The sequence below is a fragment of the Streptomyces sp. NPDC006552 genome (genome assembly GCF_040611655.1).
GTDB lineage: Bacteria > Actinomycetota > Actinomycetes > Streptomycetales > Streptomycetaceae > Streptomyces.
In genome coordinates, this window is sequence record NZ_JBEXOS010000033.1 from 26097 (window position 1) to 49263 (window position 23167).

Genomic DNA, 23167 nt, shown 5'->3' on the forward strand with positions numbered 1-23167 from the left:
CACGTCCGCCTCTGGCGTTCCCGGAGGGCGGTCTCGGGCGGGGCGGGAGCCCCGACCGGTCAGGAAGGGGCAGGCGCCGGTCCTGCCGCCGGTCCGCGGGCCCGTCCCGGCCGTCACGTCTCCCGCCGCTGGGCCCGGGGGAACGGCCGGTGGCGCCGACGGCGGACAGGGGGCGCGTCAGTGCTCGGTGCCCGCGCATGCCCTCCACCACAGGGCTCCGCGCCGTCACCCGCAGGGCGGCCGCGCGCCCCGGCCACCGGGCCCGAACGCGCACCACACCACCTTGCCCGGGTCCCGCTCCCCCACGCCCCAGGTGTCGGCCAGTGCCTCTACGAGGATCAGCCCGCGCCCGTTCTCGGCGGTGGCGCTCCACCGGGGGACGGCCGGGGTTCCGGTGCCGCTGTCGTGGACCTCCACGTGGACGGTGCCCTCTGCCTCGTCGCGCGTGATCCGCAGCAGGAAGCCCCGGCCGGGCGGCACCCCGTGGAGCAGCGCGTTGGTCGTCAGCTCGCTGACGCAGAGCAGGATGTCGTCCGCGCGGGCCGTCTTTCCCCAGGCGGCGAGGGCGGCTCGGGTGAACTCCCGGGCGGCGGGCACCGATTGACGTTCACGGCGGTAGAAGCGCTCGCGGGTTGCCTCATTCATGGATGCCAATGTCGTGGAGGGTGATTCACTCGGGACAGTGGGTCGACCCCGACAGATTTTTTGTCGGGGTTCCCGTGGGGTCGAGTGGGAGTGGGGGCGGGGAGATTGACCGTCATGAGCCCTGGGAAGCGTCCGCCGAAGAATCCGTCGGCGTTGAGGATGGTCGGTGAGCTGCTCGCCCTGTTCCGCAAGGCGGCCGGATACACCCAGGCGACGCTGGCCACCAGACTGGTGATCGCGGAGTCCACCATCGCGGCGTACGAGCAGGGCAGGCGACCGTTGCCGATGGACACGGCCGTGCTGATGGATCAAGCGCTGGACACCAAAGGGGCGTTGGCCGTCGCGGTCGCCAATGTGCCGGAGATCGACCAGTTCCCCTTGTGGGCCGAGTCGTACATCCAGCACGAGCGGGAGGCCATCGCCCTGTCCTGGTACGACACTTTGGTCGTGCCCGGTCTCCTCCAGACTTCGGAGTTCGCCCGGACGCTGCTCGGGCAGCGCGTACCCGCGTACGACGAGGACGAGATCGAGACCAAGGTGGCAGGGCGTGCCGAGCGGCAGGAGATCCTGCACCGCAAGTGCCCGCCGACGCTCAGCTTCGTCGTGTGGGAGCCCGCGCTCAAGCTGGCTATCGCCGAACCGCTGGTACGGGCCGGGCAGTTGCGGTTCCTGCGCGAATGCGCCGATCTTCCTGGACTGTCGTTGCAGGTACTGGCCCTCGACGCGCCGGAGAACGCTGGAACGGCAGGGCCGTTCATCCTCCTTGAAACCCCGGACCATCAACACCTCGCCTACACCGAGTCGCAGCGCGGCAGCCAGTGGGTTTCCCACCCGGGCGAAGTCTCCGTCCTGGAACGCAAGTATGCGATGCTGCGGTCACAGGCTCTGAGCCCAGAGGCGACGAAGGGCCTGCTGGACCGGCTGCTAGGAGAGCAATGACGACCGCACAGAACTGGTTCAAGTCGAGCTACAGCAGTGACGAGGGCGGCGCTTGTCTCGAAGTCGCCTACAACTGGACCCGGATGTGCACCCACCCCACCGCCATCCACATCCGCGACTCCAAGAACCCCGAAGGCCCCCACTGCACGGTGGCGCCCCGCGCCTGGGCGGCGTTCCTCCAGTTGCCCCGCGCCTAATTGCGTGGACGCGGCGGCAGCACGTCGCTTACAGTCTGGCGCGAACCGTGACGCACCCCGAGGAGGTGGGACCCATGACAGCAGTACGCACGTGGGTGCTCTCCTCCTTCTCACGGGCCGGCCACTGACATAGGTCGCCGGGAGCGCCCGTACTGGGCGATTCCGAGAGGCAGAGACCTATGGACACCACAGAGATCACGCGCGTGGCCGACCGGCACTGGCACGCGCTGGAGGACGACCAGGTGGTCGGCCGGGGCGAGACCTGGCGCAGGCACGACGGCCGGACCTTCCTGAGCATCGACGCCTGGCACGACACGGCGTTCGACCGGCTCGCCGCCGCCATGCTGGCGGAGCTGCCGAGGCCGCTGTACACGTTGGTCGACACCGCCGACCTGGCGCTGTCGTCCCGGTGGGAGCAGGCGGGATTCACCCCCGCGCGCACCGAGCACGTGTACCGCGTACCGACCGACCCGGAGATCACCGGACTCGGCGCGGCCCGCCCGCCTGAGGGCGTGACGATCCTCCCGCTGGGCGCGGCGGAGAAGGAACCCCTGCGCGAGCTGGACCGCGCGATCAGGGCCGAGGTCGAGGCGACGCTCGGCTGGCGGGAGATGCCGGCCGAGGTGCTGCCGCGCCTGGACGACGCCACGGTGGTCGACCCGACGAAGTACGCGGTCGCCGCCGAGAGCGACCGGTACGCAGGGCTGATCCGGGTGGCGCCGGTCCCCCGGCAGCCCAGGATCGGGCTGCTCGCCGTACGGGCGGAGCGGCAGCGGCGCGGGATCGCGCGGGCGCTCCTGTCCGACGTGCTGAACTCCCTGCACCGGTCGGGGACCACCCGGGCCACGGCCGAGATCGGCGCGGCCAACACGGCCGCCGCCGCACTGTTCGACGACATCGGCGCGGAACGCGTCGGAACCAACCTGGAGGTCGTACTTCACTGATGTCCAAGACCGGTATCGAGATCGAGGGCACCGTCACCGAGTGCCTGCGCAACGCCACGTTCCAAGTGGAGCTGACGAACGGGCACAAGGTGCTCGCCCACATCAGCGGCAAGATCCGCAAGAACTACATCAAGATCCTGCCGTTCGACCGGGTCCTGGTGGAGCTGAGCCCCTACGACCTGACGCGCGGCCGGATCCTCTACCGCTACCGCAACTGATCCGCCCCGGCGCTCACTGAGCACCGTGCGCAACGCGAAGGGCCGCGCCCCGGGCACCCCCGGGACGCGGCCCTCACTACTGCGACCCGCCGCTCAGTTGCGGATCAGGTTGCGCAGCACGTACTGCATGATGCCGCCGTTGCGGTAGTAGTCCGCCTCGCCGGGGGTGTCGATGCGGACGACCGCGTCGAACTCCACGCCGGTGTCGGTGGTGACCTTGACCGTGCTCGGGGTGGTGCCGTTGTTCAGCTCCTCGACGCCGGTGAAGGAGAACGTCTCCTCGCCGGTCAGGCCGAGGGAGGACGCGGTCTGGCCCTCCGGGAACTGGAGCGGCAGGACGCCCATGCCGATGAGGTTCGAGCGGTGGATGCGCTCGTAGGACTCGGCGATGACGGCCTTGACGCCGAGGAGCGCGGTGCCCTTGGCGGCCCAGTCGCGCGACGAGCCGGAGCCGTACTCCTTGCCGGCCAGGATGGCCAGCGGGGTGCCCTGCTCGATGTAGTTGCGCGAGGCGTCGTAGATGAAGGAGACGGGAGCGTCCTCCTTCGTGAAGTCGCGGGTGTAGCCGCCCTCGGTGCCCGGCGCGATCTGGTTGCGCAGGCGGATGTTGGCGAACGTGCCGCGGATCATGACCTCGTGGTTGCCCCGGCGCGAGCCGTAGGAGTTGAAGTCACGACGCTCCACACCGTGCTCGGTGAGGTACTTGCCGGCCGGGGTGTCGGCCTTGATCGCGCCGGCCGGGGAGATGTGGTCGGTGGTGACCGAGTCGCCCAGCTTGGCGAGGACGCGGGCGCCCGTGATGTCGGAGACCGGAGTGGTCTCCATCGTCATGCCCTCGAAGTACGGGGGCTTGCGGACGTAGGTGGACTCGCTGTCCCACTCGAAGGTGTCGCCGGTCGGGATCGACAGCGCCTGCCACTGGGCGTCGCCCGCGAAGACGTCGGCGTAGGACTTGTTGAACATGTCCTCGCCGATGGAGTTGGCGACGACGTCGTTGACCTCGGCCTCGGTCGGCCAGATGTCGGCCAGGTGGACGGGCTTGCCGTCCTGGTCGACGCCGAGCGCGTCCTTGGTGATGTCGACCTTCATCGAACCGGCGATGGCGTACGCGACGACCAGCGGCGGGGACGCCAGGTAGTTCATCTTGACGTCGGGGTTGATGCGGCCCTCGAAGTTCCGGTTGCCGGAGAGGACCGAGGTGACGGCGAGGTCGTGGTCGTTGACGGCCTGGGAGACCTCCTCGGGCAGCGGGCCCGAGTTGCCGATGCAGGTGGTGCAGCCGTAGCCGACGAGGTTGAAGCCGACCTTGTCGAGGTAGGGGGTGAGCCCCGCCTTGTCGAAGTAGTCGGTGACGACCTTGGAGCCCGGGGCGAGGGTGGTCTTGACCCACGGCTTGCGGGTCAGGCCCTTCTCGACGGCCTTCTTCGCGACGAGCGCGGCGGCGACCATCACGTACGGGTTCGAGGTGTTGGTGCAGGAGGTGATGGCCGCGACCGTCACCGCGCCGTGGTCCAGCTCGTACGTCGAACCGTCGGGGGCGGTCACCAGGACCGGGTTCGACGGGACGCCGTCCGTGGTGGCCGGGGCGTCGGAGGCCGGGAAGGACTCCTTGCCCGCCTCGTCGACCGAGTCGACGTAGTTGCGCACGTCCGTCTTGAACTGCTCGGCGGCGTTCGCGAGGACGATGCGGTCCTGCGGGCGCTTCGGGCCGGCGATCGAGGGGACGACCGTGGAGAGGTCGAGCTCCAGCTTCTCGGAGAAGTCGGGCTCGGCGGCCGGGTCGAGCCAGAGGCCCTGCTCCTTGGCGTACGCCTCGACGAGCGCGACCTGCTGCTCGTCGCGGCCGGTCAGGCGCAGGTACTTCAGCGTCTCGTCGTCGATCGGGAAGATCGCGGCGGTGGAGCCGAACTCCGGCGACATGTTGCCGATGGTGGCGCGGTTGGCGAGGCTCGTGGCCGCCACACCCTCGCCGTAGAACTCGACGAACTTGCCGACGACGCCGTGCTTGCGCAGCATCTCGGTGATCGTGAGGACGAGGTCGGTGGCGGTGGTGCCGGCCTTGAGCTCACCGGTCAGCTTGAAGCCGACGACGCGCGGGATGAGCATGGAGACCGGCTGGCCGAGCATCGCGGCCTCGGCCTCGATGCCGCCGACGCCCCAGCCGAGCACGCCCAGGCCGTTGACCATCGTGGTGTGCGAGTCGGTGCCGACCAGCGTGTCGGGGTACGCCTGGCCATTACGGACCATGACCGTGCGGGCCAGGTGCTCGATGTTGACCTGGTGGACGATGCCGGTGCCCGGGGGGACGACCTTGAAGTCGTCGAAGGCGGTCTGCCCCCAGCGCAGGAACTGGTAGCGCTCCTTGTTGCGGCCGTACTCCAGCTCGACGTTCTGGCCGAAGGCGTCCTTCGTGCCGAACTTGTCGGCGATGACGGAGTGGTCGATGACCAGCTCGGCCGGGGAGAGCGGGTTGACCTTGGCCGGGTCGCCGCCCAGCTCCTTGACGGCCTCACGCATGGTGGCGAGGTCGACGACGCAGGGCACGCCGGTGAAGTCCTGCATGATCACGCGAGCCGGCGTGAACTGGATCTCCTGCGCGGGCTGGGCCTGGGAGTCCCAGCCGCCGAGGGCACGGATGTGGTCGGCGGTGATGTTCGCGCCGTCCTCGGTGCGGAGCAGGTTCTCCAGCAGCACCTTGAGGCTGTAGGGAAGGCGAGCAGAGCCCTCGACCTTGTCCAGCCTGAAGATCTCATACGACTCGTCGCCCACGCGCAGCGTGCTGCGGGCGTCGAAGCTGTTCGCCGACACGACAGTCTCCTTCATATATGTGCGCGTTCCACCGCAATCCTGCCGTCACGCCACGTTGCCGAATTCGCTGAGGCAAGGCTAAGTTAGGTAACCCTTACCACCAGTGTCGGCGGCGCCGGTGGCGGCGGTGCGCCTCGGCAGATATCTCGATGTCGAGATAACTCTAGTACATCACCCGGCGGGGCCATCAAGCGGTGCCGTCGCGCACCCGTGCGCGCCCCTCCCATCGTCGTACGGGGCCGGGAGAAGCACCAGCGCTCCCGCCCGGCCCCCCGACTGATCGCGCCGCGCCGGGGTATGCGGGGAGAACCGCACGGACGGACCGTACGGAAGGAGCCCGCAGTCATGCCGCTCACGTTCCGCAAGAGCTTCCGGATCCTGCCGGGAGTACGGCTCAACATCAACCGCAAGTCGTGGTCGATCACGACGGGCGGCGGCTCGCACGGGCCGCGGCACACGCACAGCAGTACCGGCCGGAGCACGACCTCGATGGACCTGCCGGGCCCCTTCGGCTGGCGCCGGACGCGGTCGGCCAGGCGCCGCTGAGCCGGTTGCCGCTTTCCTCGTCCCCCACACGGGTCACCGGGCATGCGGCATCTCATATGTGAGATAGCCTTCCGGCATGGCAGACGATTACCTCGTACGCATCGGCAAGCTCATCCGTGACGCCCGACAGCACCGGGGCTGGACACAGAGCCAGCTTGCCGAGGCGCTCGGCACCAGCCAGAGCGCCGTGAACCGCATCGAGCGCGGCAACCAGAACATCAGCCTTGAGATGATCGCCCGGATCGGCGAAGCGCTGGACAGCGAGATCGTCTCCCTGGGCTACGCGGGCCCGATGCACCTGCGCGTGGTCGGCGGCCGGCGGCTGTCCGGTGCGATCGACGTGAAGACGAGCAAGAACGCGTGCGTCGCACTGCTCTGCGCCTCGCTGCTGAACGACGGGCGCACGGTGCTGCGGCGCGTCGCGCGGATCGAGGAGGTCTACCGCCTGCTCGAAGTGCTCAGCTCGATCGGCGTGCGCGCCCGGTGGATCAACGACGGCGTGGACCTGGAGATCGTCCCGCCCGCCCGGCTCGACATGGGCGCCATCGACGCGAGCGCGGCCCGCCGCACCCGCTCGATCATCATGTTCCTCGGCCCGCTGCTGCACCGCATGGACCGCTTCCAGCTGCCGTACGCCGGCGGCTGCGACCTCGGCACCCGCACCATCGAACCGCACATGATCGCGCTGCGCCGGTTCGGCCTGGACATCACCGCCACCGAAGGGCTGTACCACGCCGAGGTGCAGGCGGACGTCGTGCCGGAGCGGCCCATCGTGCTGACCGAGCGCGGCGACACCGTCACGGAGAACGCGCTGCTCGCCGCGGCCCGGCACGACGGCACCACGGTGATCCGCAACGCCTCCTCCAACTACATGGTGCAGGACCTGTGCTTCTTCCTGGAGGCCCTGGGCGTGCGGGTGGACGGCATCGGCACGACGACCCTCACCGTGCACGGCGTCCCGCGGATCGACGTCGACGTGGACTACTCGCCGTCCGAGGACCCGGTCGAGGCGATGAGCCTGCTCGCCGCCGCCGTCGTCACCGAGTCGGAGCTGACGGTGCGGCGGGTGCCGATCGAGTTCCTGGAGATCGAGCTGGCGGTCCTGGAGGAGATGGGGCTCGACCACGACCGCACGGCCGAGTACGTCGCCGACAACGGCCGCACGCGCCTGGTGGACCTCACCGTCCGGCCCTCCAAGCTGGAGGCCCCGATCGACAAGATCCACCCGATGCCGTTCCCCGGCCTGAACATCGACAACGTGCCGTTCTTCGCGGCGATCGCGGCGGCCGCCCAGGGTCAGACCCTCATCCACGACTGGGTCTACGACAACCGCGCCATCTACCTGACCGACCTCAACCGCCTCGGCGGCCGCCTCCAACTCCTCGACCCGCACCGGGTCCTCGTCGAGGGCCCGACCCGCTGGCGGGCCGCCGAGATGATGTGCCCGCCGGCCCTGCGCCCCGCCGTGGTCGTCCTGCTCGCGATGATGGCGGCGGAGGGCACGTCGGTGCTGCGCAACGTGTACGTCATCAACCGGGGTTACGAGGACTTGGCGGAGCGGCTCAACTCCGTGGGGGCGCAGATCGAGACGTTCCGGGACATCTGAGCGCACGAGCGCCGCCGCGCCCCTCTCCGGCCCGCTGCCCGGCGGGGCACGGTCCAGCTGCCGACGGCCGGCTCCCCGACGACCACCTGGAGCCGGGTCCCGGCGGGGGTGGGCGGGTGACGCAGTGAACTCCGGGCACATCGTTCGGCCGGTGACTCATCGACGGGGCCTACCGGCCGGGCGGCCGCGGGACGCGATATGGCCCCGCCGCGTCCGTGCCGGCGCTCACATGACGGCCAATTCCAGCCATTGCGCCGCGCCGAAGCACCATAAACGCGTTGACCTTCGCAGGAAGGCAATGCTTGCATGCAGGTCGTTCGCCCGGCAGGGCACCGTACAGCGGAGAGATGGATCCCGTTCCGCGTCACGGGCCATGGAACCGACCTGAGGACGGGAAAATCTCGCAGAGATTCACCGAACGGGATACCGAACGGAATCCTCTCGCGGAATCCGCTCTCCCGTCGACGGCCGTGCTGCCCACTCAGCGGAAGAACACCCGCCCCGCCGAGCCGAGACGGATACGCACTTTCCGGGAACGGCACCGCGTGCCCATCGCGGCCGCCACGCTCGCTCTCCCCGCGTATGTTCTGTGGGCCCTCTTCCTGGCCACCGGAGGCGGGGATCTCGCCGCGCAGGTTTCCTGGACGCGCTTTGTCGCCGAGCACCCGGGTTCGCCTTACAACCTCGCTTGGTACGGCGGCGTCCATGTAGGAAATTACAGCGTTCTGGCGCCGCCCTTGATGGCGCTGTTCGGGGTACGTACCGTCACCGCGGCCGCAGGCATTGCCGCCTCATGGCTCGTCGGCTGCGTGTTCGTACGCAGCGGCGTCCGTCATCCGATGGGGCCCGCGCTCCTGGCGGTGCTGTTCCTATGGGGCAACGTCGCGTCGGGCCGGTCCACTTTCGCGCTGGGCATCGTGCCTGCGCTGGGTGCCTGTCTGATGTCGACCGGGAACAATAGGCGCCTTGCCGCCGCCGGCATTTTCAGCATGCTTGCCACCTTGGCCAGCCCGGTTTCCGGGCTGTTCCTTCTCGTATGCGGTGCGGGCCGGCTCCTGAACCGCGAATGCGGCACCGCCGTCGCCCTGATCGCTCCCCCGGTCGCGGTGGTGGGCCTGACGACGCTGCTCTTCCCGTTCCGTGGCGTGATGCCCATGTCCGCGAGCGATCTGTGGAAGCCGGTCCTCTTCAGCGTCCTCCTCGCCGCTTTCGCTCCGCGCGAGTGGCGCGTGCTCCGCTGCGGCACCGCGGCATACGCCCTCGGCATCGTGTTGTCGGCGCTGATCCCCACGCCCGTGGGGTCCAATGCCGTCCGGCTGGCCGAATTGTTCGGCGGCCCGGTACTCCTCGCCGCGGTACTGGCCGAAAAGGGACGCCTGCTGCACAAAGCGGCGCTCGCGGTGGCGCTCGCCATCTCCCTCCACTGGGTCACCTCGCACACCCTTCACGTGACGAAGATGTCGACACCGGTGCCCGCCTGGGCCACGGAGGCGGACGGCGTCCTGGCAGCGCTCAGGCGGCTCGGCGCGGACCGGGCCCGCGTGGAGGTCGTGCCGGCGGTCGACCACCGCGAGACCACCGTGCTCGGCCCCCACCTGCATCTTGCCCGCGGCTGGAACCGCCAGGTCGATGTGGAGCGCGGCCGCCTCTTCTACGACGGCCGGTTCTCGGCCGCGACGTACCGCTCCTGGCTCAGCAACTGGGCGGTGACGTACGTCGTCCTGCCCGACGGTGAGCCGGACGGTGCGGCGGAGGAGGAGGCCGAGCTGGTACGGAGCGAACCGAACTGGCTGACGCCTGTGTGGCATGACGCCCATTGGCGGATCTACGCCGTCAAGAACGCCCGCCCTCTGGTCACCGGCGCCGGCGCGTCCGTGGTCGGCAGCGACAACGCCCACGTCACCGTCCGCGCCCGGAGACAGGGGACGGTACGCCTGCGCGTCGCCTACTCCCCCTGGTTGCGCACCAGCGCGGGCTGCATCGAACGTGACGGTGCGTGGGTGCGGTTCAGGGTGCCGGGGGCCGGCCGCTATGAGGTCGGCAGTTCGTACCGGCCGCGGCGGAGCCACTGCTGAGGGCTCGTCACACGATCCCGGCCGGCGTCGAACTCGTACAGGCGAGGCACGTCCCTCTGGCAGCAGGCCACTACGACGCGCTCCGGCGGTGTCGGGCCGCCCGAGACCGGGGAGCGGTCCCCGTCCCCGGTGGGGATCTGTGGACGTTCTCGGAGGATATTGCGTCGAACGCGTGTGCCTGTGTGCTCGGATCGCGGGCAGCCGGTCTCCGACAGGGCCGTGCGGCTGCGCGAAGCAGCGGACGCGGTACGCACCGACCGGCCGGCAGGAGTGGTGGCCGACGAGCGAGAGGCAGCAGGGGCCATGACCCGCGTTCCGGCACAACAGACCGTTCCGGCCGGTGAGCGGCGGCGCGACCGGGACGCGCGGGACGGCGCGGAGCAGGATCTCCACGTGCTGTTCGGCCGGGCCACGGCCGTCTTCGCGGCGCTGGCCGGACCCGCGCACATGGTGGAGGCCGCCAACCCGGCCTTCTTCCAGGCCATCGGCGGCGGAGAACGCGTGCGGACCGGTGTGCCGATCGGCCAGGTGGTGCCGGAACTCGTGGACCAGGGGTTCGTCGCCCTGCTCGACCGGGTCTACCGCACCGGCCGGCCCTGCACCGGCCACCGGATGCGGCTGCTCCTCGACCCGGGCCCCGCCGCCCGCGAGGCGTTCTTCGACTTCTCCTACGAGCCCCGCCGCGACCGGGGCGGCAGCGTGACCGGGGTGCGCATCATCGGGGTGGAGAGCACCCAGGCGGTCCACGCGCAGCGGCTGACCGCGGAGCACCGGGCGCTGCTGGAGCAGATAGCCCTCCAGGCCCCGCTGGAGCAGATCCTGGAGGGCATGGCCCGGGCCATCGAGGGCCTCGCCCCCGGCGGGGTGCTGGTCTCGGTGCTGCTCGCCGACGCCGAGGGGCGGCACCTGCACCACGGCGCCGCTCCCAGCCTGCCCGACTTCTACAACCGGGCCATCGACGGCATCGCCGCCGGTGAGGGGGTCGGTTCGTGCGGCACGGCGGCGCACCGGCGGCAGATGGTCATCGTCGAGGACATCGCCTCCCACCCCTTCTGGGACGACTTCCGCGACCTCGCGGACAGCGCGGGCCTCGCGGCGTGCTGGTCCACCCCGATCCTGGGCCGGGACGGTTCGCTGCTGGGCACCTTCGCGATGTACCACCGCGCTCCTCGTGCGCCCGAGGACGCCGACCTCGTCCTGGCGCGGGTCTTCGCCGGGACCGCCGCGCTGGCGATCGAACGCCACCACACCGAGCAGGCCCGGCTGGCCGCCGAGGCGAAGGAGGCGGCCGCGCACAAGGACCTGGCGTTCCTGTTGGAGGCCAGCACCGCGCTCTCCGCCGGCCTGGACCACACCCGGACCCTCCAGCGGCTGGCCGCCGTGTGCGCGCCGGCCCTGGCGCCGCTGTGCGCGGTCGACATCGTGGAGGCGGGCCGGGTCCGCCGGGTGGGCTGCGCCGCGGCCGCCCCGTGGCAGGAGGAGCTGCTCGGCGCGCACTCCCCGGTCCACGACGACTTGGACGACGCGCTGGGCCGCGTCCTGGCCACCGGGGTGAGCGAGGTCGCCCGGCGCGCCCCGAGCGGGCCGGGCCCCTGGCACGACCTGAGGGTGACCGGCTATGTGTGCGTGCCCCTGCTCGACCGCGGCCGGCCCTTCGGCGCCCTGACGCTGCTGTCCACCGGTGAGGTCAGCTTCGACGGCCGCACGGTCGCCCTGGCCGAGGAACTCGCCCGCCGGGCCGCCTCCTCCGCGCTCAGCGCCCGCCAGTACAGCCACCGCGCCGCCCTCGCCCGCGACCTCCAGGCCGGGCTGCTCCTCACCGACCTGCCCGATCTGCCGGGGGCCGAGGCCGCCGCGTTCTACCATCCGGCCGGCGAAGGACTCGACATCGGCGGTGACTTCTACGACATCTTCCCGCTGGCGGGAGAGACCTGGGCCTTCATGCTCGGCGACGTGTGCGGACGCGGCGCCCTCGCCGCGACCACCACCGCCCTGGTCCGCCACACCGCACGCGCCGTCGCCCCGCTGCTGCCCGGCCCCGACGCGGTCGTCCGTGCCGTCAACAACGCGCTCCTGGCCCGCCCGGCCAGCCACGGGCAGGGCTTCGTGACCCTGGTCCACGGCCACCTCGCCCCGGCGGACGACGGCGGGCTCGACATCACCCTGGTCCGCGCCGGGCACACCCTGCCCCTGCGCGTGGACGCGCAGGGGAACGCGGCCTTCGTCCCCAGTGAAGGTTCCCTGCTGGGCATCACCGCCGACCCCCCGCTGGCCACCCACCGCTTCCGTCTGCGCCCGTCCGAGACCCTGCTCCTGTACACCGACGGCATCACCGAGGCCCGCAACGGCCAGGGGGAGCAGTTCGGCGAGGAACGCCTGCGCGCGGTCGTGGGCGGCCCCGGCGCGCCCCGCGGCGCGCAGGACGTCATCGACGCGCTCACCCGGGCGGTCCGCGCCTTCACCGGCGCCCGCGAGATCGACGACGACCAGGCGGTGCTCGCCCTGACCGCCACCGGCCCGCGCGCTCACGCTTCGGGCGGCTGAGGAGCGCCCGCGCCCTGGGGGGTGGAACCCAGGGCGCGAGCGGCTTGCGGAGCGGCTAGTGCGGGACCGGGCACACCCCCGCGGCGGCGACCGTGTTGTAGGAGGGGGCGGCGGGGGCCGTCACCGTGTTGCTGCCGAGCTGCTTGAGGATCTCGTCGGAGAGCAGGTCCTGCTGGCCCTTGAGGGCGTCGGCGACCGTCGTGTCCTTCGGGAAGACCAGTTCGGCGGCGATGTTGTCCTGGACGATGCGGGCGAGGTTGTCGAGGGCGGTGAAGACCGGGTCGGCCGGCGGCTCCAGGCCGGGCAGGTCGATGAGGTGCGTGGCGACCTTCGCCGCGTTCATGCAGTCCTTGAGGATGATGGTGTTCTGGTTGAGGACGCTGGTCGTCCACTGGGAGAGCACCACGCAGTAGAGATCGGCCCACGCCGCCTCGCCGACCTTGGCGCGCCACGTCTTCATGATCTCCCGCACGCCCGAGATCTGGGCCTGCGAGGCGTGCTCCATGTTGGTGCGGATGGCCGGGTAGACGCTCCCGGAGAAGTCCTCGAAGGACTTCATGTCGAAACGCTTCGCGGAGATCGAGGCGTTGATGAACTTCAGGCCGCCGTCGAGGATGGTCGCGCAGGACGTGGTCAGCGCGGCGGGCAGCGCTGCCGCGGCGAGGTTGGCGCGGGCGGTGGTGAGCTTGGCGGCGTAGGCCTTGAGGGGCTCGATCCAGGCGGTGGACGTCTCGTCGTTGAACGCGACCATGACGAGGTCGTGCGGGTCGATCCGGTTCGCGTTGGGCAGGTTCGGAATCTTGTCCGCCAGGTAGGAAGCGATCACCGAGAAGATGCCGAGGGGGACGTGAGCGATGGACTTCGCCAGCTCGAACGTCTGCGGCACCGGGTTGGCGGACACCTGTCCGTCCTGGGTCACGAGGGTGAAGCGGCCGCCCTTGGCGTCGTTCTGGACCACGACGACCGGGGCGAGGTGTTTGATCAACTCGGCTTTCAGCGTGGCGTAGTTGGCCCGCATGCCCGCGTTGACCGCGAAGAGCGAATCGCGGGCCTGGGTCTGGGTGACCGCCGCCGTCGCCTCCGCCGCCGCGCTCGGGGCCGCGGAGGCGCCGATCAGGGCAGCGGTGCCGATGCCGGTGGCGCCGCCTATGAATCCTCTGCGCGTAGCCATCTTCGTTCTCTCCCTGGGGATGTGAGGTGCGGTTTCTTGTGGCGCGGGGGGATCACGTACATGGGGGGACCTTCTTTGGGGGGATTGGGGGGATGGGGGGATCAGGGGGGGTGGTTGTGGTGTGTGGGAGTGGAGAGGGGCGCCCGGGCCCTGGGCGCCTTTCTCCCCGGTGCGGCTACGTCACTTGATGTCGCGCTGCTTGGGCACGACGACGCCGAACCGGTCCTGGATCGTGGCGAGCGCGGCCTCGTGCACCTGGCGGGCCGGGATGCCCCGGGGGTTGCCCCGGACCGGCAGCGGCCGGGTGGCGGAGGCGTCGCCGACGACGGTCGGGGCGTAACCCTGGTAGACGGCGCCCTCGGTGGTGAACAGGGTGCACATGTGCGTCATGAAGCCGGAGATGATGACGTTCTTGCGGCCGGTCTTCTTGAGCACGGCGTCGAGGTTCGTCTCGTGGAAGCCGTTCGGGACGGCCTTCTCCACGACGGTCTCGCCCTTGGCCGGCTTGAGCGCCGGGATGATCTGACCGGCCTTCGACGTGAGGTCGTAGCCCTTCTCGACGATGTGGACGACCGGGGTGTGGGCCTTGCGGGCCCGGTCGAGGAGGGCCTTGGTGTTGTCGACGGCCGCGCGCCAGCCGGTCAGCTCCATCGCGCCGCCGGTGTAGACGTTCTGGTAGTCGACGAGGACGAGCGTGGAGTCCGACAGCGTCGCCGGGGTCTCGTCGGCCTTCGTCAGCTGCCGCAGCGTCGTGGTGTCCTGCGCGTAGTTCTTCTCGGGCCGGCGGTCGCCGTCGTCGGTGCGGGTGGCGGCCTCGGAGCTGCCGCCGCACGCGGTCATGGTGGCCGCGAGGACGGCGGCGGCGCCCAGGGCGGCGGCGGAGCGGAGCAGCTTCATCAGACGATCTCCTTCTGCGACAGGACGACGACGCCGTACAGGTCGGCGATGGTGGCGAGGGCCCCCTGGTGCACCTGCTCCGCAGGGACCTCGGTGCCCGCGACGGGGAGCGAACGGGTGGCGCTGGCCTCGGCGACGACGGTGGGCCGGTGGCCGGCGAGGAACGCGCCCTGCGCCGTGAACGCCACGCACATGTGCGTCATCCAGCCCGCGACGACGACGTCCTGGCCCTCGGTGAGGTGACCGGCGAGGTCCGTGCCGACGAAGGCGTTCGGGACCTGCTTGACGACGACGGGCTCCCCGTCGACCGGCGCGACCTTGGGGTGGATCTGCCCGATCTCGGCGCGGATGTCGTACGGGGTGCCCTCGCCACCGTCGTTGATGACGTGCACGACCTTGGTGCCAGCCTCCCGGGCCCGTGCCAGGAGCTGCGCGGCGGCGTCCAGGGACGCCTCCCAGCCGTCGAGCTCCATCACGCCCTGGGTGTAGGTGTTCTGGAAGTCGATGAGGATCAGGGTCGAGCCGGCCAGCGTCGCGGGGGTCTCGTCGAAGCCGTTCAGCTCGCGCAGCGTGGTTCGGGACATGGGTGTACCGCCTTCGGAAATCCGGGTGGGAGGCGCGGTCCGGGATGATCGCCGGGCCACGTCCATAAAGCTATGACCCCGCTGTGACGTCGGCAATGACGTCTAACATGCAGATACCGACATGACTGGTGTCGGTCTGCTCTGGAGGGGGAAGCGCGTGCCGGAGACCGCCGGACGACTCATCCTGATCGTGCTCTTCGAGGGCGTCGACCTGCTCGACGTCACCGGGCCGCCGGAGGTGTTCTCGCTGGCCCTGCGCGAGACCGAGGAGGCGGCGGGGTACCGGGTGCTGCTCGCGGCCGAGACGTTGGACCCCGTCACCACGGGCGCGGGGGTGCGCATCCTGCCGGACATCACCTTCGCGCGGGCCGCCGCGGGCAGCATCGACACCCTCATCGTGCCGGGGGCGGTGGAGTTCGACGAGGAGCGCCGGGTCCATCCGCTCGTCGACCCGCGCCTTGTGGAGTGGGTGCGGGTGCTGGCCGGGCGGACGCACCGGATCACGTCGGTCTGCGTCGGGGCGCATCTGCTCGCGGCCGCCGGGCTGCTCGACGGCAAGCGCGCCACGACGCACTGGTCGACCGCGCAGCAACTCGCCGCGGACCACCCGGCCGTGGAGGTCGACGCCGACCCCATCTTCATCCGCGAGGGGAACGTGTGGACGGGGGCCGGGATCAGCGCCTGCCTCGACCTCTCGCTCGCGCTGATCGCCGACGACCTCGGCGAGGCGGTCGCCCTGCGGGTCGCGCGGCAACTGGTGATGTACCTGAAACGGCCCAGCGGCCAGAGCCAGTTCAGCGTCCCGCTGGAGCAGGTGTCGACGACGCGGCGCATCGAGGACCTGCGCCACCACATCCTGCGGCACATCGGGGAGCCGCTCACCGTCGTGGACCTCGCCGCGTACGCCCATGTCAGCGACCGGCACCTGACCCGCCTCTTCAAGACGGAACTGGGCACCACGCCGCACGCGTACATCGAGTCGGTCCGGGTGGAGAAGGCCCGCCACGAACTGGAGTCGTCGGACGCCACGGTGGAGCGGGTCGCCACGCTGTGCGGGTTCGGGACGACGGACACGCTGGTCCGGGCGTTCCGCCGCCGCCTGAACCTGACGCCGACGGAGTACCGGCGGCGGTTCCGGGTGCCGCTGGCCCCGTGACCGCGAGCCCGGACCGGTCCGGTGCGTCGGGCGGTCGGGTCCGTGCCGCGCGTCGGGCGGCACGGGCCGGTGCTTCGGGGCCGGGGCCGTGCGTCGGGGGCCAAGGCCGTGCCGCGCGTCCGGTCAGGGCAGGACCGCTGTGCCGTCCAGTTCGACCAAGGCCTGTGCGTCCCAGAGCCGGACCACGCCGATCACCGCCATCGCGGGGTAGTCACGGCCCGCCAACCCCCGCCAGATCCGCCCGAGTTCACCGGCGTGGGCGCGGTAGTCCGGGACGTCCGTCGTGTAGACCGTGACGCGCGCGAGGTCGGCCGGGGTGCCGCCCGCGTGGCGCAGCGCGGTGAGGAGATTGCGCAGGGCCCGCTCGAACTGCTCGGGCAGCGTCGTGCCGGTGATCGCCCCGTCCGCGTCCAGGGCCGTCTGCCCGGCGAGCAGGACCAGGCGGCTGCCGGTGGCGACGACGGCGTGCGTAAAGCCCGCGGGCGGCGGGAGTTCGGGCGGGTTGATCCGCTGGGGGCCCCGGCCCGTCGGCGCCGGGCTCATCGGACCGCCCCCTTCCCGTCGGCCCCCTGCGGGTGCGGCCGCTGAGCGCGCGGCTCCGCCTGGTGCGCCTGACGCCGGTACAAGGCGCGGGCGATGACGGCTCGTTGGACCTCGGACGCGCCCTCGTAGACGCGCGGCGCCCGCACCTCGCGGTACAGGTGTTCCAGGAGGTGGCCGCTGCGCAGCGCCCGCGCCCCGTGCAGCTGCACCGCCGTGTCCACGACGCGCTGCGCCGTCTCCGTCGCGAGGAGCTTGGCCATCGCCGCCCGCGCGGGCACCCCGTCCGCGCCCTCGTCGTAGGCGGACGCGGCCGCGTACACCATGAGCCGGGCCGACTCGACGCCGAGCGCCATGTCGGCGACCTGGTGGGCGACGGTCTGCAGCTCGCTCAACGGGCCGCCGAACGCCTCGCGTTGCGCGGTGTGGGCCACGGTCGCGTCCAGGGCCGCCTGCGCCATGCCGACCGCGAACGCGCCGACGCTGGGCCGGAACAGGTCCAGGGTGCGCATCGCGACCCGGAAACCGCCGCCGACCTCACCGAGCACGTCCGACTCCCCCACCGGCACGCCGTCGAGGACGAGCGAGCCGATGGGGTGCGGGGCGAGCATGTCGAGGTGGTCGCCGCCGAGCCCCGGCCGGTCGGCGGGGACCAGGAAGGCGGTGACCCCGGCGGCCCCCGTGCCCGGGCCCGTCCGGGCGAAGACCGTGTAGAAATCGGCCTCCGGGGCGTTCGAGATCCAGTACTTCTCCCCGGTCAGGCGCCAGCCCGTGCCGTCCGCCCCGGCGTGCAGCGCGAGGGCCGCCGCGTCGGAGCCCGCGCCCGGCTCACTGAGCGCGAACGCGGCGACCGCCCGGCCCGCGCCCACCTCCGGCAGCCACCGCTCGCGCTGCTCCTTCGTGCCGTACGCGTGCACGGGATGCGCCCCGAGCCCTTGCAGGGCGAGGGCCGTCTCGGCCTCGGTGCAGACCTGGGCGAGGGATTCGCGCATCAGGCACAGATCGAGCGCGCCGGAGGTGAACAGGCGCTCCAGCAGGCCGAACCGGCCGAGCGCGGCGACGAGGGGACGGTTGACCCGGTCCGGGGCGCCCTGCTCGGCGAGCGGAGCGAGGTGGCGCTCCGCCAGGGCGCGCAGCTCGGCGCACCAGGCGAGTTGGTGGGGTGCGAGCGAGAAAGTGCCCATACTCCGGAGCTCCTCCCACGACGGTGGCCGGCCGGCCCTCGGACTCCCCGCACCGTATCGCGCCCCGTTGACTGCCGTCACCATCACGATACGCTCGGTGCGCGACCACGCCACGGCAAGGGGGCGCTCCACGATGAGGCCACGGTCCCAGCAGTCCCTGCACGCGTCCGCCCACACCGACACGTTCGCGCGCGACCATCTGCCGCCCGCGGCCCGGTGGCCCCGCCTCACCTTCGACCTGCCCGCCCTGCGCTATCCGCAGCGGCTCAACTGCGGCGCGGAACTGCTCGACACGACCGTGCGCCGGTTCGGCCCGGACCGGCCCGCCTTCCACTCCCCCGGCCGGCCCACCTGGTCCTACGGTGAGTTGCGGGCCCGCGTCGACCGGATCGCGCACGTGCTGACCGAGGACCTCGGCGTGGTCCCCGGCAACCGCGTCCTGCTGCGCGGCCCCACCACGCCGCGGCTGGCGGCCTGTTGGCTCGCGGTCATGAAGGCGGGCGCGGTCGCCGTGACCGTGCTGGCGCAGGCGCGGCCGGCCGAGCTGGCCACGATGTGTGCGATCGCGCGGGTGCGCCACGCGCTGTGCGACGTCCGGACCCTCGACGACCTGGACAAGGCGGACGTGCCCGGCCTGCGCGTCGTCACGTTCGGCGGGGACGGGGCGGACGACCTCGACCGCCGGGCCGCGTCGAAGCCGCCGTCCTACGAGGCCGTGGCCACCGCCGACGACGACGTCGCGCTGATCGCCTTCACCTCGGGGACGACCGGGCGGCCCAAGGGCTGCATGCACTTCCACCGGGACGTGCTGGCGATCGCCGACACCTTCGCGCGGCACGTCCTCAAGGCGACACCGGACGACGTGTTCGCGGGCAGTCCGCCGCTGGGCTTCACCTTCGGGCTCGGCGGCCTGGTGATCTTCCCGCTGCGGGCCGGCGCCTCGGCGCTGCTGCTCGAACACGCGGGCCCGCGCCGCCTGTTGGCGGCCGTCACCGAGCACCGGGTGTCGGTCCTGTTCACGGCGCCGACCGCGTACCGGGCGATGCTCGCCGAGCTGTCCACGGGCGCGTACGACATCGCCTCGCTGCGCCGCTGCGTCTCCGCCGGGGAGAACCTGCCCGCCGCCACCTGGCACGCCTGGCACGAGGCGACGGGCCTGCGCGTCATCAACGGCATCGGGGCGACCGAGCTGCTGCACATCTTCGTCTCCGCCGCCGACGACGCGATCCGCCCGGGCACCACCGGCGTGCCGGTGCCCGGCTGGCAGGCCCGTGTCATCGACGCCGACGGCACCGAGCTCCCCGACGGCGAGCCCGGGTTGCTCGCCGTGCGCGGCCCGGTCGGCTGCCGCTACCTCGCCGACGAGCGGCAGACGGCGTACGTGCGCCACGGCTGGAACATCACCGGGGACACCTATGTCCGCGAGCCGGACGGCTACTTCCGGTACGTGGCCCGCGCCGACGACATGATCATCTCCGCCGGGTACAACATCGCGGGCCCGGAGGTCGAGGACGCGCTGCTGCGCCACCCGGACGTGGCGGAGGCCGCGGTCGTCGGCCGCCCCGACGAGGCGCGCGGGCAGATCGCGGTGGCGTACGTGGTGCCGCGGCCCGGAGCCCGGCCGGAGCCGGACGCGCTGCGCGCCTTCGTCCGGGCGGAACTGGTGCCGTACAAGTGCCCGCGCGAGATCGTCTTCCTGGACGCGCTGCCGCGGACCGCCACCGGCAAGCTCCAGCGGTTCCGGTTGCGCCGGGCCACGACCGTAGAGTGACCAGGTGTCCGAGCAGCAGACCTCGCCCCCCGGCCGGCCCCACACCCCCCGCTCCCTGATCGTCACCCTCTACGGCGCCTACGGGCGCGGCTTTCCCGGGCCCGTCCCGGTCGCCGAACTGATCCGGCTGCTGGGCGCCGCCGGGGTCGACGCGCCCTCGGTGCGCTCGGCGGTCTCCCGGCTGAAGCGGCGCGGGCTGCTCGTGCCCGCCCGCGCCGGCGCGGGCGCCGCCGGGTACGCGCTGTCGGACGACGCGCGCCAGCTCCTCTCCGACGGTGACCGGCGCGTGTACGCGCCCGTGCCGACGGAACCGGCCGCCGGGGGCTGGGTGCTCGCGGTCTTCTCCGTGCCCGAGACGGAGCGGGCCCGGCGGCACGTGCTCCGCTCCACGCTGGCCGGCCTCGGCTTCGGCACGGCCGCGCCCGGCGTGTGGCTCGCCCCGGCGGCCCTGTACGAGGAGGCGCGGCACACGCTGGAGCGGGCCGGCTGCGCCGGGTACGTCGACCTGTTCCGCGGTGAGCACCTGGGGTTCGCGGCGACGGCCGAGGCGGTGGCCCGCTGGTGGGACCTGAAGGGGCTGGCCGCGCTGCACGACGCGTTCCTCGACGAGCACGAGCCGGTGCTGCGGGCCTGGCAGGCGCGGGGCGACACCCCGCCGCGGGAGGCCTACCGGGACCATCTGCTGGCCCTGGACTCGTGGCGCCATCTGCCCTACGCGGATCCGGGGCTTCCTGCGTCGCTGCTGCCGCGGGACTGGCCGGGGGTGCGGGCCGCGCGGGTGTTCCGGGCGCTGCATGAGCGGTTGCGGGAAGCTGGGGGGCGGTTCGTCGCGGCGGGGTGACGCGTCCGGCCTCGCCGGCAGGCCCGGGGGGGGTGAGGTGTGTCGTCCGCGGACGGCCGGTGGGGGCTGGGCGCGCAGTTCCCCGCGTCCCTGAGAGGCGCACTGCGCGCGCTCTCCCCTGGGGGCTGGGGCGGAGCCGCATGCTCCAGGGGCGCGGGGAACTGCGCGCCCGGCCACGACGGTGCCGCACCCGCCGTCCTGCCGCCTCAGCCCGGCAGGGCCAGCCGCGGCCTGGGCGCGTCCAGCCGCCCCGTCTGCGGCCGCCGGCTCCCCGCAGCGTAGGGCCGGGGCCAGACCGCCCCCGGCCCCGTGTACCCCTGCTCCGCGGCAGCGTGCAGCGTCCAGTGCGGGTCGTACAGATGCGGGCGGGCCAGGGCACACAGATCCGTACGGCCCGCCAGGATCAGGGAGTTGACGTCGTCCCAGGAGGAGATCGCGCCGACCGAGATCACCGGGACCCCGGCCTCGGCGCGGATCAGGTCCGCGTACGGCACCTGATAGGAGCGTCCGAACGCGGGCCGCTCCTCGGCGACGACCTGTCCCGTGGACACGTCGATCGCGTCGGCGCCGTGCGCGGCGAAGGCCCGCGCGAGCGCGACCGCGTCCTCGGGGCTCGTGCCGCCCTCGGCCCAGTCCGTCGCGGAGATCCGCACGGTCATGGGCCGCTCCTGCGGCCACACGGCACGGACCGCGTCGAACACCTCCAGCGGGAACCGCAGGCGGCCCTCCAGCGAACCGCCGTACGCGTCCGTGCGCCGGTTCGTCAGCGGCGAGAGGAACCCGGACAGCAGATAGCCGTGCGCGCAGTGCAGCTCCAGGAGGTCGAAGCCGCACTCCGCCGCGCGGCGGGCCGCCGCCGTGAACTGCGCCCGGACGGCGCCGAGTTCGGCACGCGTCAGCTCGTGCGGTGTCTGGCTGTCCGGCCGGTACGGGAGCGCGGACGCCGCCACGAGCGGCCAGTTCTCCGCCGGTACCGGCAGCGGCTCATCGATGCCCTCCCACATGAGCCGGGTCGAGCCCTTGCGGCCGGCGTGCCCGAGCTGGAGGCCGAGCGCGGTGCCGGGCGCCTGCCGGTGCACGAAGTCGGTGATGCGGCGCCAGGCCGCGGCCTGTGCGGAGGTGTAGAGGCCGGTGCAGCCCGGGGTGATGCGGCCTTCCGGGCTGACGCACACCATCTCCGTCATCACCAGACCCGCCCCGCCGAGCGCCCGCGCCCCGAGGTGGACGAGGTGGAAGTCGCCGGGGACGCCGTCCACCGCGGAGTACATGTCCATCGGGGAGACGACGACCCGGTTGCGCAGACGCAGCCCGCGCAGGGCGAACGGCGTGAACATCGGCGGCGTCCCCGCGGGGCAGCCGAACTCCTCCTCCACCGCCGCCGTGAAGCCGGCGTCGCGCAGCCGCAGGTTGCCGTGGGTGACGCGGCGGCTGCGGGTGAGCAGGTTGAAGGCGAACTGCCGGGGCGGCTGGTCGAGATGGCGCGCCAGCTCCTCGAACCACTCGAGGCTTGCCCGCGCGGCGCGCTGCGTGGAGGCGACGACGGGCCGCCGTTCGGCTTCGTAGGCCGCCAGCGCCTCCTCGATGGTGGGGAGTTCGTGCAGGCACGCGGTGAGGGCCAGCGCGTCCTCCACGGCGAGCTTGGTGCCGGAGCCGATGGAGAAGTGGGCGGTGTGCGCGGCGTCGCCGAGGAGGACGCAATTGCCGTGCGACCAACGGTCGTTGGTGACCGTGCGGAAGGTGAGCCAGGAGGAGTCGTTGGACCGCGGGGTGCGGCCGCCGAGGGCGTCGGCGAAGACCGTGGCGACGCGGTCGACCGACGCGCGCACGTCCAGGGCGGCGAGACCGGCCGCCCGCCACACCTCCTCGCGCATCTCGACGATGACGGTCGACGCGTGGTCGCTGTACGGGTAGCCGTGCAGCTGCATCACGCCGTGCCGCGTCTCCGCGATCTCGAAGCGGAACGCCGCGAAGGCGGTGTCGGCGGCCAGCCAGATGTACCGGTTGCGGTGCTCCTCAACGCGCGGCCCGAACGCGTCGGCGTACTGGGCGCGGGTCCGGCTGTGCACTCCGTCGGCGGCGATGACCAGGTCGTACGCGGCGCGGAGGGTGGCGACCGGCGGTGCCTGGGCGGGGCAGCGCAGGTCGACCCCGAGGTGGCGGCAGCGGCTCTGGAGCAGCTCCAGGAGGCGGCGCCGGCCGAGTGCGGCGAACCCGTGGCCGCCGGAGGTGTGGCGGGTCCCGCGGTGCACCACGTCGATGTCGTCCCAGCGCACGAACTCCTTCCGCAGGGCCGCGTGGACGGCCGGGTCGGCGTGCTCGATGCCGCCGAGGGTCTCGTCGGACAGCACGACGCCGAAGCCGAACGTGTCGTGCGGCGCGGTGCGCTCCCAGACGGTGATCTCCCGCTCGGGCGCGAGTCGCTTCAGGAGCATGGCGGTGTACAGGCCGCCCGGGCCGCCTCCGATGACGGCGATGCGCCGCGCACGGGGGGTCACGCCCCG

Annotated in this window: 19 protein-coding genes; 11 read left to right on the forward strand and 8 right to left on the reverse strand. The window is 72.2% G+C overall.

Annotation, left to right across the window (positions count from 1 at the left end; all coding sequences use genetic code 11):
- Positions 1-225: 225 nt before the first annotated feature.
- Positions 226-645, reverse strand: a complete 420-nt coding sequence (locus ABZY33_RS19990; protein ID WP_356492936.1) for an ATP-binding protein — start codon at positions 643-645, stop codon at positions 226-228.
- A 114-nt stretch (positions 646-759) separates the two neighbouring features.
- On the opposite strand from ABZY33_RS19990, the gene ABZY33_RS19995 reads away from it, so the two are divergent.
- The 4 genes from ABZY33_RS19995 to infA all read left to right on the forward strand — a co-directional run bounded on the left by ABZY33_RS19995 (position 760) and on the right by infA (position 2943).
- Positions 760-1584 (forward strand): helix-turn-helix transcriptional regulator, encoded by an 825-nt coding sequence (locus ABZY33_RS19995; RefSeq protein WP_356492937.1) that lies wholly within the window; start codon positions 760-762, stop codon positions 1582-1584.
- Positions 1581-1781, forward strand: a complete 201-nt coding sequence (locus tag ABZY33_RS20000) for a DUF397 domain-containing protein (protein ID WP_356492938.1) — start codon at positions 1581-1583, stop codon at positions 1779-1781. The genes ABZY33_RS19995 and ABZY33_RS20000 overlap by 4 nt, the downstream gene beginning before the upstream one ends.
- A gap of 179 nt (positions 1782-1960) precedes the next feature.
- Positions 1961-2725, forward strand: coding sequence for a GNAT family N-acetyltransferase (locus ABZY33_RS20005; protein ID WP_356492939.1), 765 nt, complete (start codon positions 1961-1963; stop codon positions 2723-2725).
- Positions 2725-2943, forward strand: a complete 219-nt coding sequence (gene infA, locus ABZY33_RS20010; protein ID WP_356492940.1) for a translation initiation factor IF-1 — start codon at positions 2725-2727, stop codon at positions 2941-2943. Before ABZY33_RS20005 ends, infA begins: the two co-directional genes overlap by 1 nt.
- Positions 2944-3036: 93 nt before the next feature.
- On the opposite strand, the gene acnA is transcribed toward infA, so the two are convergent.
- Positions 3037-5751, reverse strand: a complete 2715-nt coding sequence (gene acnA, locus ABZY33_RS20015; RefSeq protein ID WP_356492941.1) for an aconitate hydratase AcnA — start codon at positions 5749-5751, stop codon at positions 3037-3039.
- Positions 5752-6096: 345 nt separating this feature from the next.
- On the opposite strand from acnA, the gene ABZY33_RS20020 reads away from it, so the two are divergent.
- The 4 genes from ABZY33_RS20020 (at position 6097) to ABZY33_RS20035 (ending at position 12522) form a co-directional block, all read left to right on the forward strand.
- Entirely contained in the window at positions 6097-6297 is a 201-nt protein-coding gene (locus ABZY33_RS20020) for a DUF4236 domain-containing protein (protein ID WP_356492942.1), read from the forward strand.
- Positions 6298-6373: 76 nt separating this feature from the next.
- Complete coding sequence (locus tag ABZY33_RS20025) at positions 6374-7903, forward strand: UDP-N-acetylglucosamine 1-carboxyvinyltransferase (RefSeq protein ID WP_356492943.1); 1530 nt, start codon at positions 6374-6376, stop codon at positions 7901-7903.
- Positions 7904-8448: 545 nt separating this feature from the next.
- Positions 8449-9978 carry a hypothetical protein gene (locus ABZY33_RS20030; RefSeq protein WP_356492944.1) on the forward strand — a complete coding sequence of 510 codons (1530 nt, stop codon included), beginning with the start codon at positions 8449-8451 and terminating at the stop codon, positions 9976-9978.
- A gap of 303 nt (positions 9979-10281) precedes the next feature.
- Entirely contained in the window at positions 10282-12522 is a 2241-nt protein-coding gene (locus ABZY33_RS20035; protein WP_356492945.1) for a SpoIIE family protein phosphatase, read from the forward strand.
- A gap of 55 nt (positions 12523-12577) precedes the next feature.
- Here ABZY33_RS20035 and ABZY33_RS20040 read toward each other — a convergent pair whose 3' ends face one another.
- From ABZY33_RS20040 to ABZY33_RS20050, 3 genes are all read right to left on the reverse strand, one after another.
- Positions 12578-13693 carry a hypothetical protein gene (locus ABZY33_RS20040; RefSeq protein ID WP_356492946.1) on the reverse strand — a complete coding sequence of 372 codons (1116 nt, stop codon included), beginning with the start codon at positions 13691-13693 and terminating at the stop codon, positions 12578-12580.
- A gap of 180 nt (positions 13694-13873) precedes the next feature.
- A complete protein-coding gene (locus tag ABZY33_RS20045) occupies positions 13874-14590 on the reverse strand; it encodes an isochorismatase family protein (protein ID WP_356492947.1) in 717 nt (238 codons plus the stop codon).
- Positions 14590-15174, reverse strand: a complete 585-nt coding sequence (locus ABZY33_RS20050) for an isochorismatase family protein (RefSeq protein ID WP_356492948.1) — start codon at positions 15172-15174, stop codon at positions 14590-14592. The genes ABZY33_RS20045 and ABZY33_RS20050 overlap by 1 nt, the downstream gene beginning before the upstream one ends.
- A gap of 157 nt (positions 15175-15331) precedes the next feature.
- Here ABZY33_RS20050 and ABZY33_RS20055 point away from each other — a divergent pair, with 157 nt between their 5' ends.
- Positions 15332-16330, forward strand: a complete 999-nt coding sequence (locus tag ABZY33_RS20055; protein ID WP_356492949.1) for a helix-turn-helix domain-containing protein — start codon at positions 15332-15334, stop codon at positions 16328-16330.
- A 123-nt stretch (positions 16331-16453) separates the two neighbouring features.
- Here ABZY33_RS20055 and ABZY33_RS20060 read toward each other — a convergent pair whose 3' ends face one another.
- Both ABZY33_RS20060 and ABZY33_RS20065 read right to left on the reverse strand, forming a co-directional pair.
- A complete protein-coding gene (locus tag ABZY33_RS20060) occupies positions 16454-16873 on the reverse strand; it encodes a RidA family protein (RefSeq protein WP_356492950.1) in 420 nt (139 codons plus the stop codon).
- Positions 16870-18054 carry an acyl-CoA dehydrogenase family protein gene (locus tag ABZY33_RS20065; protein WP_356492951.1) on the reverse strand — a complete coding sequence of 395 codons (1185 nt, stop codon included), beginning with the start codon at positions 18052-18054 and terminating at the stop codon, positions 16870-16872. The genes ABZY33_RS20060 and ABZY33_RS20065 overlap by 4 nt, the downstream gene beginning before the upstream one ends.
- Before the next feature lie 133 nt (positions 18055-18187).
- Between ABZY33_RS20065 and ABZY33_RS20070 the strand changes: the two genes are divergently transcribed.
- Positions 18188-19825 (forward strand): AMP-binding protein, encoded by a 1638-nt coding sequence (locus ABZY33_RS20070; protein WP_356492952.1) that lies wholly within the window; start codon positions 18188-18190, stop codon positions 19823-19825.
- A 4-nt stretch (positions 19826-19829) separates the two neighbouring features.
- Complete coding sequence (locus ABZY33_RS20075; protein WP_356492953.1) at positions 19830-20666, forward strand: PaaX family transcriptional regulator C-terminal domain-containing protein; 837 nt, start codon at positions 19830-19832, stop codon at positions 20664-20666.
- A 206-nt stretch (positions 20667-20872) separates the two neighbouring features.
- Here the strand turns inward: ABZY33_RS20075 and ABZY33_RS20080 are convergent, their stop codons facing one another.
- The gene (locus ABZY33_RS20080; RefSeq protein WP_356492954.1) at positions 20873-23161 is read right to left on the reverse strand and encodes a bifunctional salicylyl-CoA 5-hydroxylase/oxidoreductase; all 2289 of its coding nucleotides are present in this window, start codon (positions 23159-23161) and stop codon (positions 20873-20875) included.
- Positions 23162-23167: the final 6 nt, after the last annotated feature.

What these genes read in the sequence shown, in the direction of transcription:
- ABZY33_RS20045 (WP_356492947.1), bottom strand. Translation starts at nt 14,590, where the DNA reads ATGAAGCTGCTCCGCTCCGCCGCCGCCCTGGGCGCCGCCGCCGTCCTC.
- ABZY33_RS20040 (WP_356492946.1), bottom strand. Translation starts at nt 13,693, where the DNA reads ATGGCTACGCGCAGAGGATTCATAGGCGGCGCCACCGGCATCGGCACC.
- ABZY33_RS19990 (WP_356492936.1), bottom strand. Translation starts at nt 645, where the DNA reads ATGAATGAGGCAACCCGCGAGCGCTTCTACCGCCGTGAACGTCAATCG.
- ABZY33_RS19995 (WP_356492937.1), top strand. Translation starts at nt 760, where the DNA reads ATGAGCCCTGGGAAGCGTCCGCCGAAGAATCCGTCGGCGTTGAGGATG.
- ABZY33_RS20065 (WP_356492951.1), bottom strand. Translation starts at nt 18,054, where the DNA reads ATGGGCACTTTCTCGCTCGCACCCCACCAACTCGCCTGGTGCGCCGAG.
- infA (WP_356492940.1), top strand. Translation starts at nt 2,725, where the DNA reads ATGTCCAAGACCGGTATCGAGATCGAGGGCACCGTCACCGAGTGCCTG.
- ABZY33_RS20050 (WP_356492948.1), bottom strand. Translation starts at nt 15,174, where the DNA reads ATGTCCCGAACCACGCTGCGCGAGCTGAACGGCTTCGACGAGACCCCC.
- ABZY33_RS20020 (WP_356492942.1), top strand. Translation starts at nt 6,097, where the DNA reads ATGCCGCTCACGTTCCGCAAGAGCTTCCGGATCCTGCCGGGAGTACGG.
- ABZY33_RS20005 (WP_356492939.1), top strand. Translation starts at nt 1,961, where the DNA reads ATGGACACCACAGAGATCACGCGCGTGGCCGACCGGCACTGGCACGCG.
- ABZY33_RS20035 (WP_356492945.1), top strand. Translation starts at nt 10,282, where the DNA reads ATGACCCGCGTTCCGGCACAACAGACCGTTCCGGCCGGTGAGCGGCGG.
- ABZY33_RS20025 (WP_356492943.1), top strand. Translation starts at nt 6,374, where the DNA reads ATGGCAGACGATTACCTCGTACGCATCGGCAAGCTCATCCGTGACGCC.
- ABZY33_RS20060 (WP_356492950.1), bottom strand. Translation starts at nt 16,873, where the DNA reads ATGAGCCCGGCGCCGACGGGCCGGGGCCCCCAGCGGATCAACCCGCCC.
- ABZY33_RS20000 (WP_356492938.1), top strand. Translation starts at nt 1,581, where the DNA reads ATGACGACCGCACAGAACTGGTTCAAGTCGAGCTACAGCAGTGACGAG.
- ABZY33_RS20070 (WP_356492952.1), top strand. Translation starts at nt 18,188, where the DNA reads ATGAGGCCACGGTCCCAGCAGTCCCTGCACGCGTCCGCCCACACCGAC.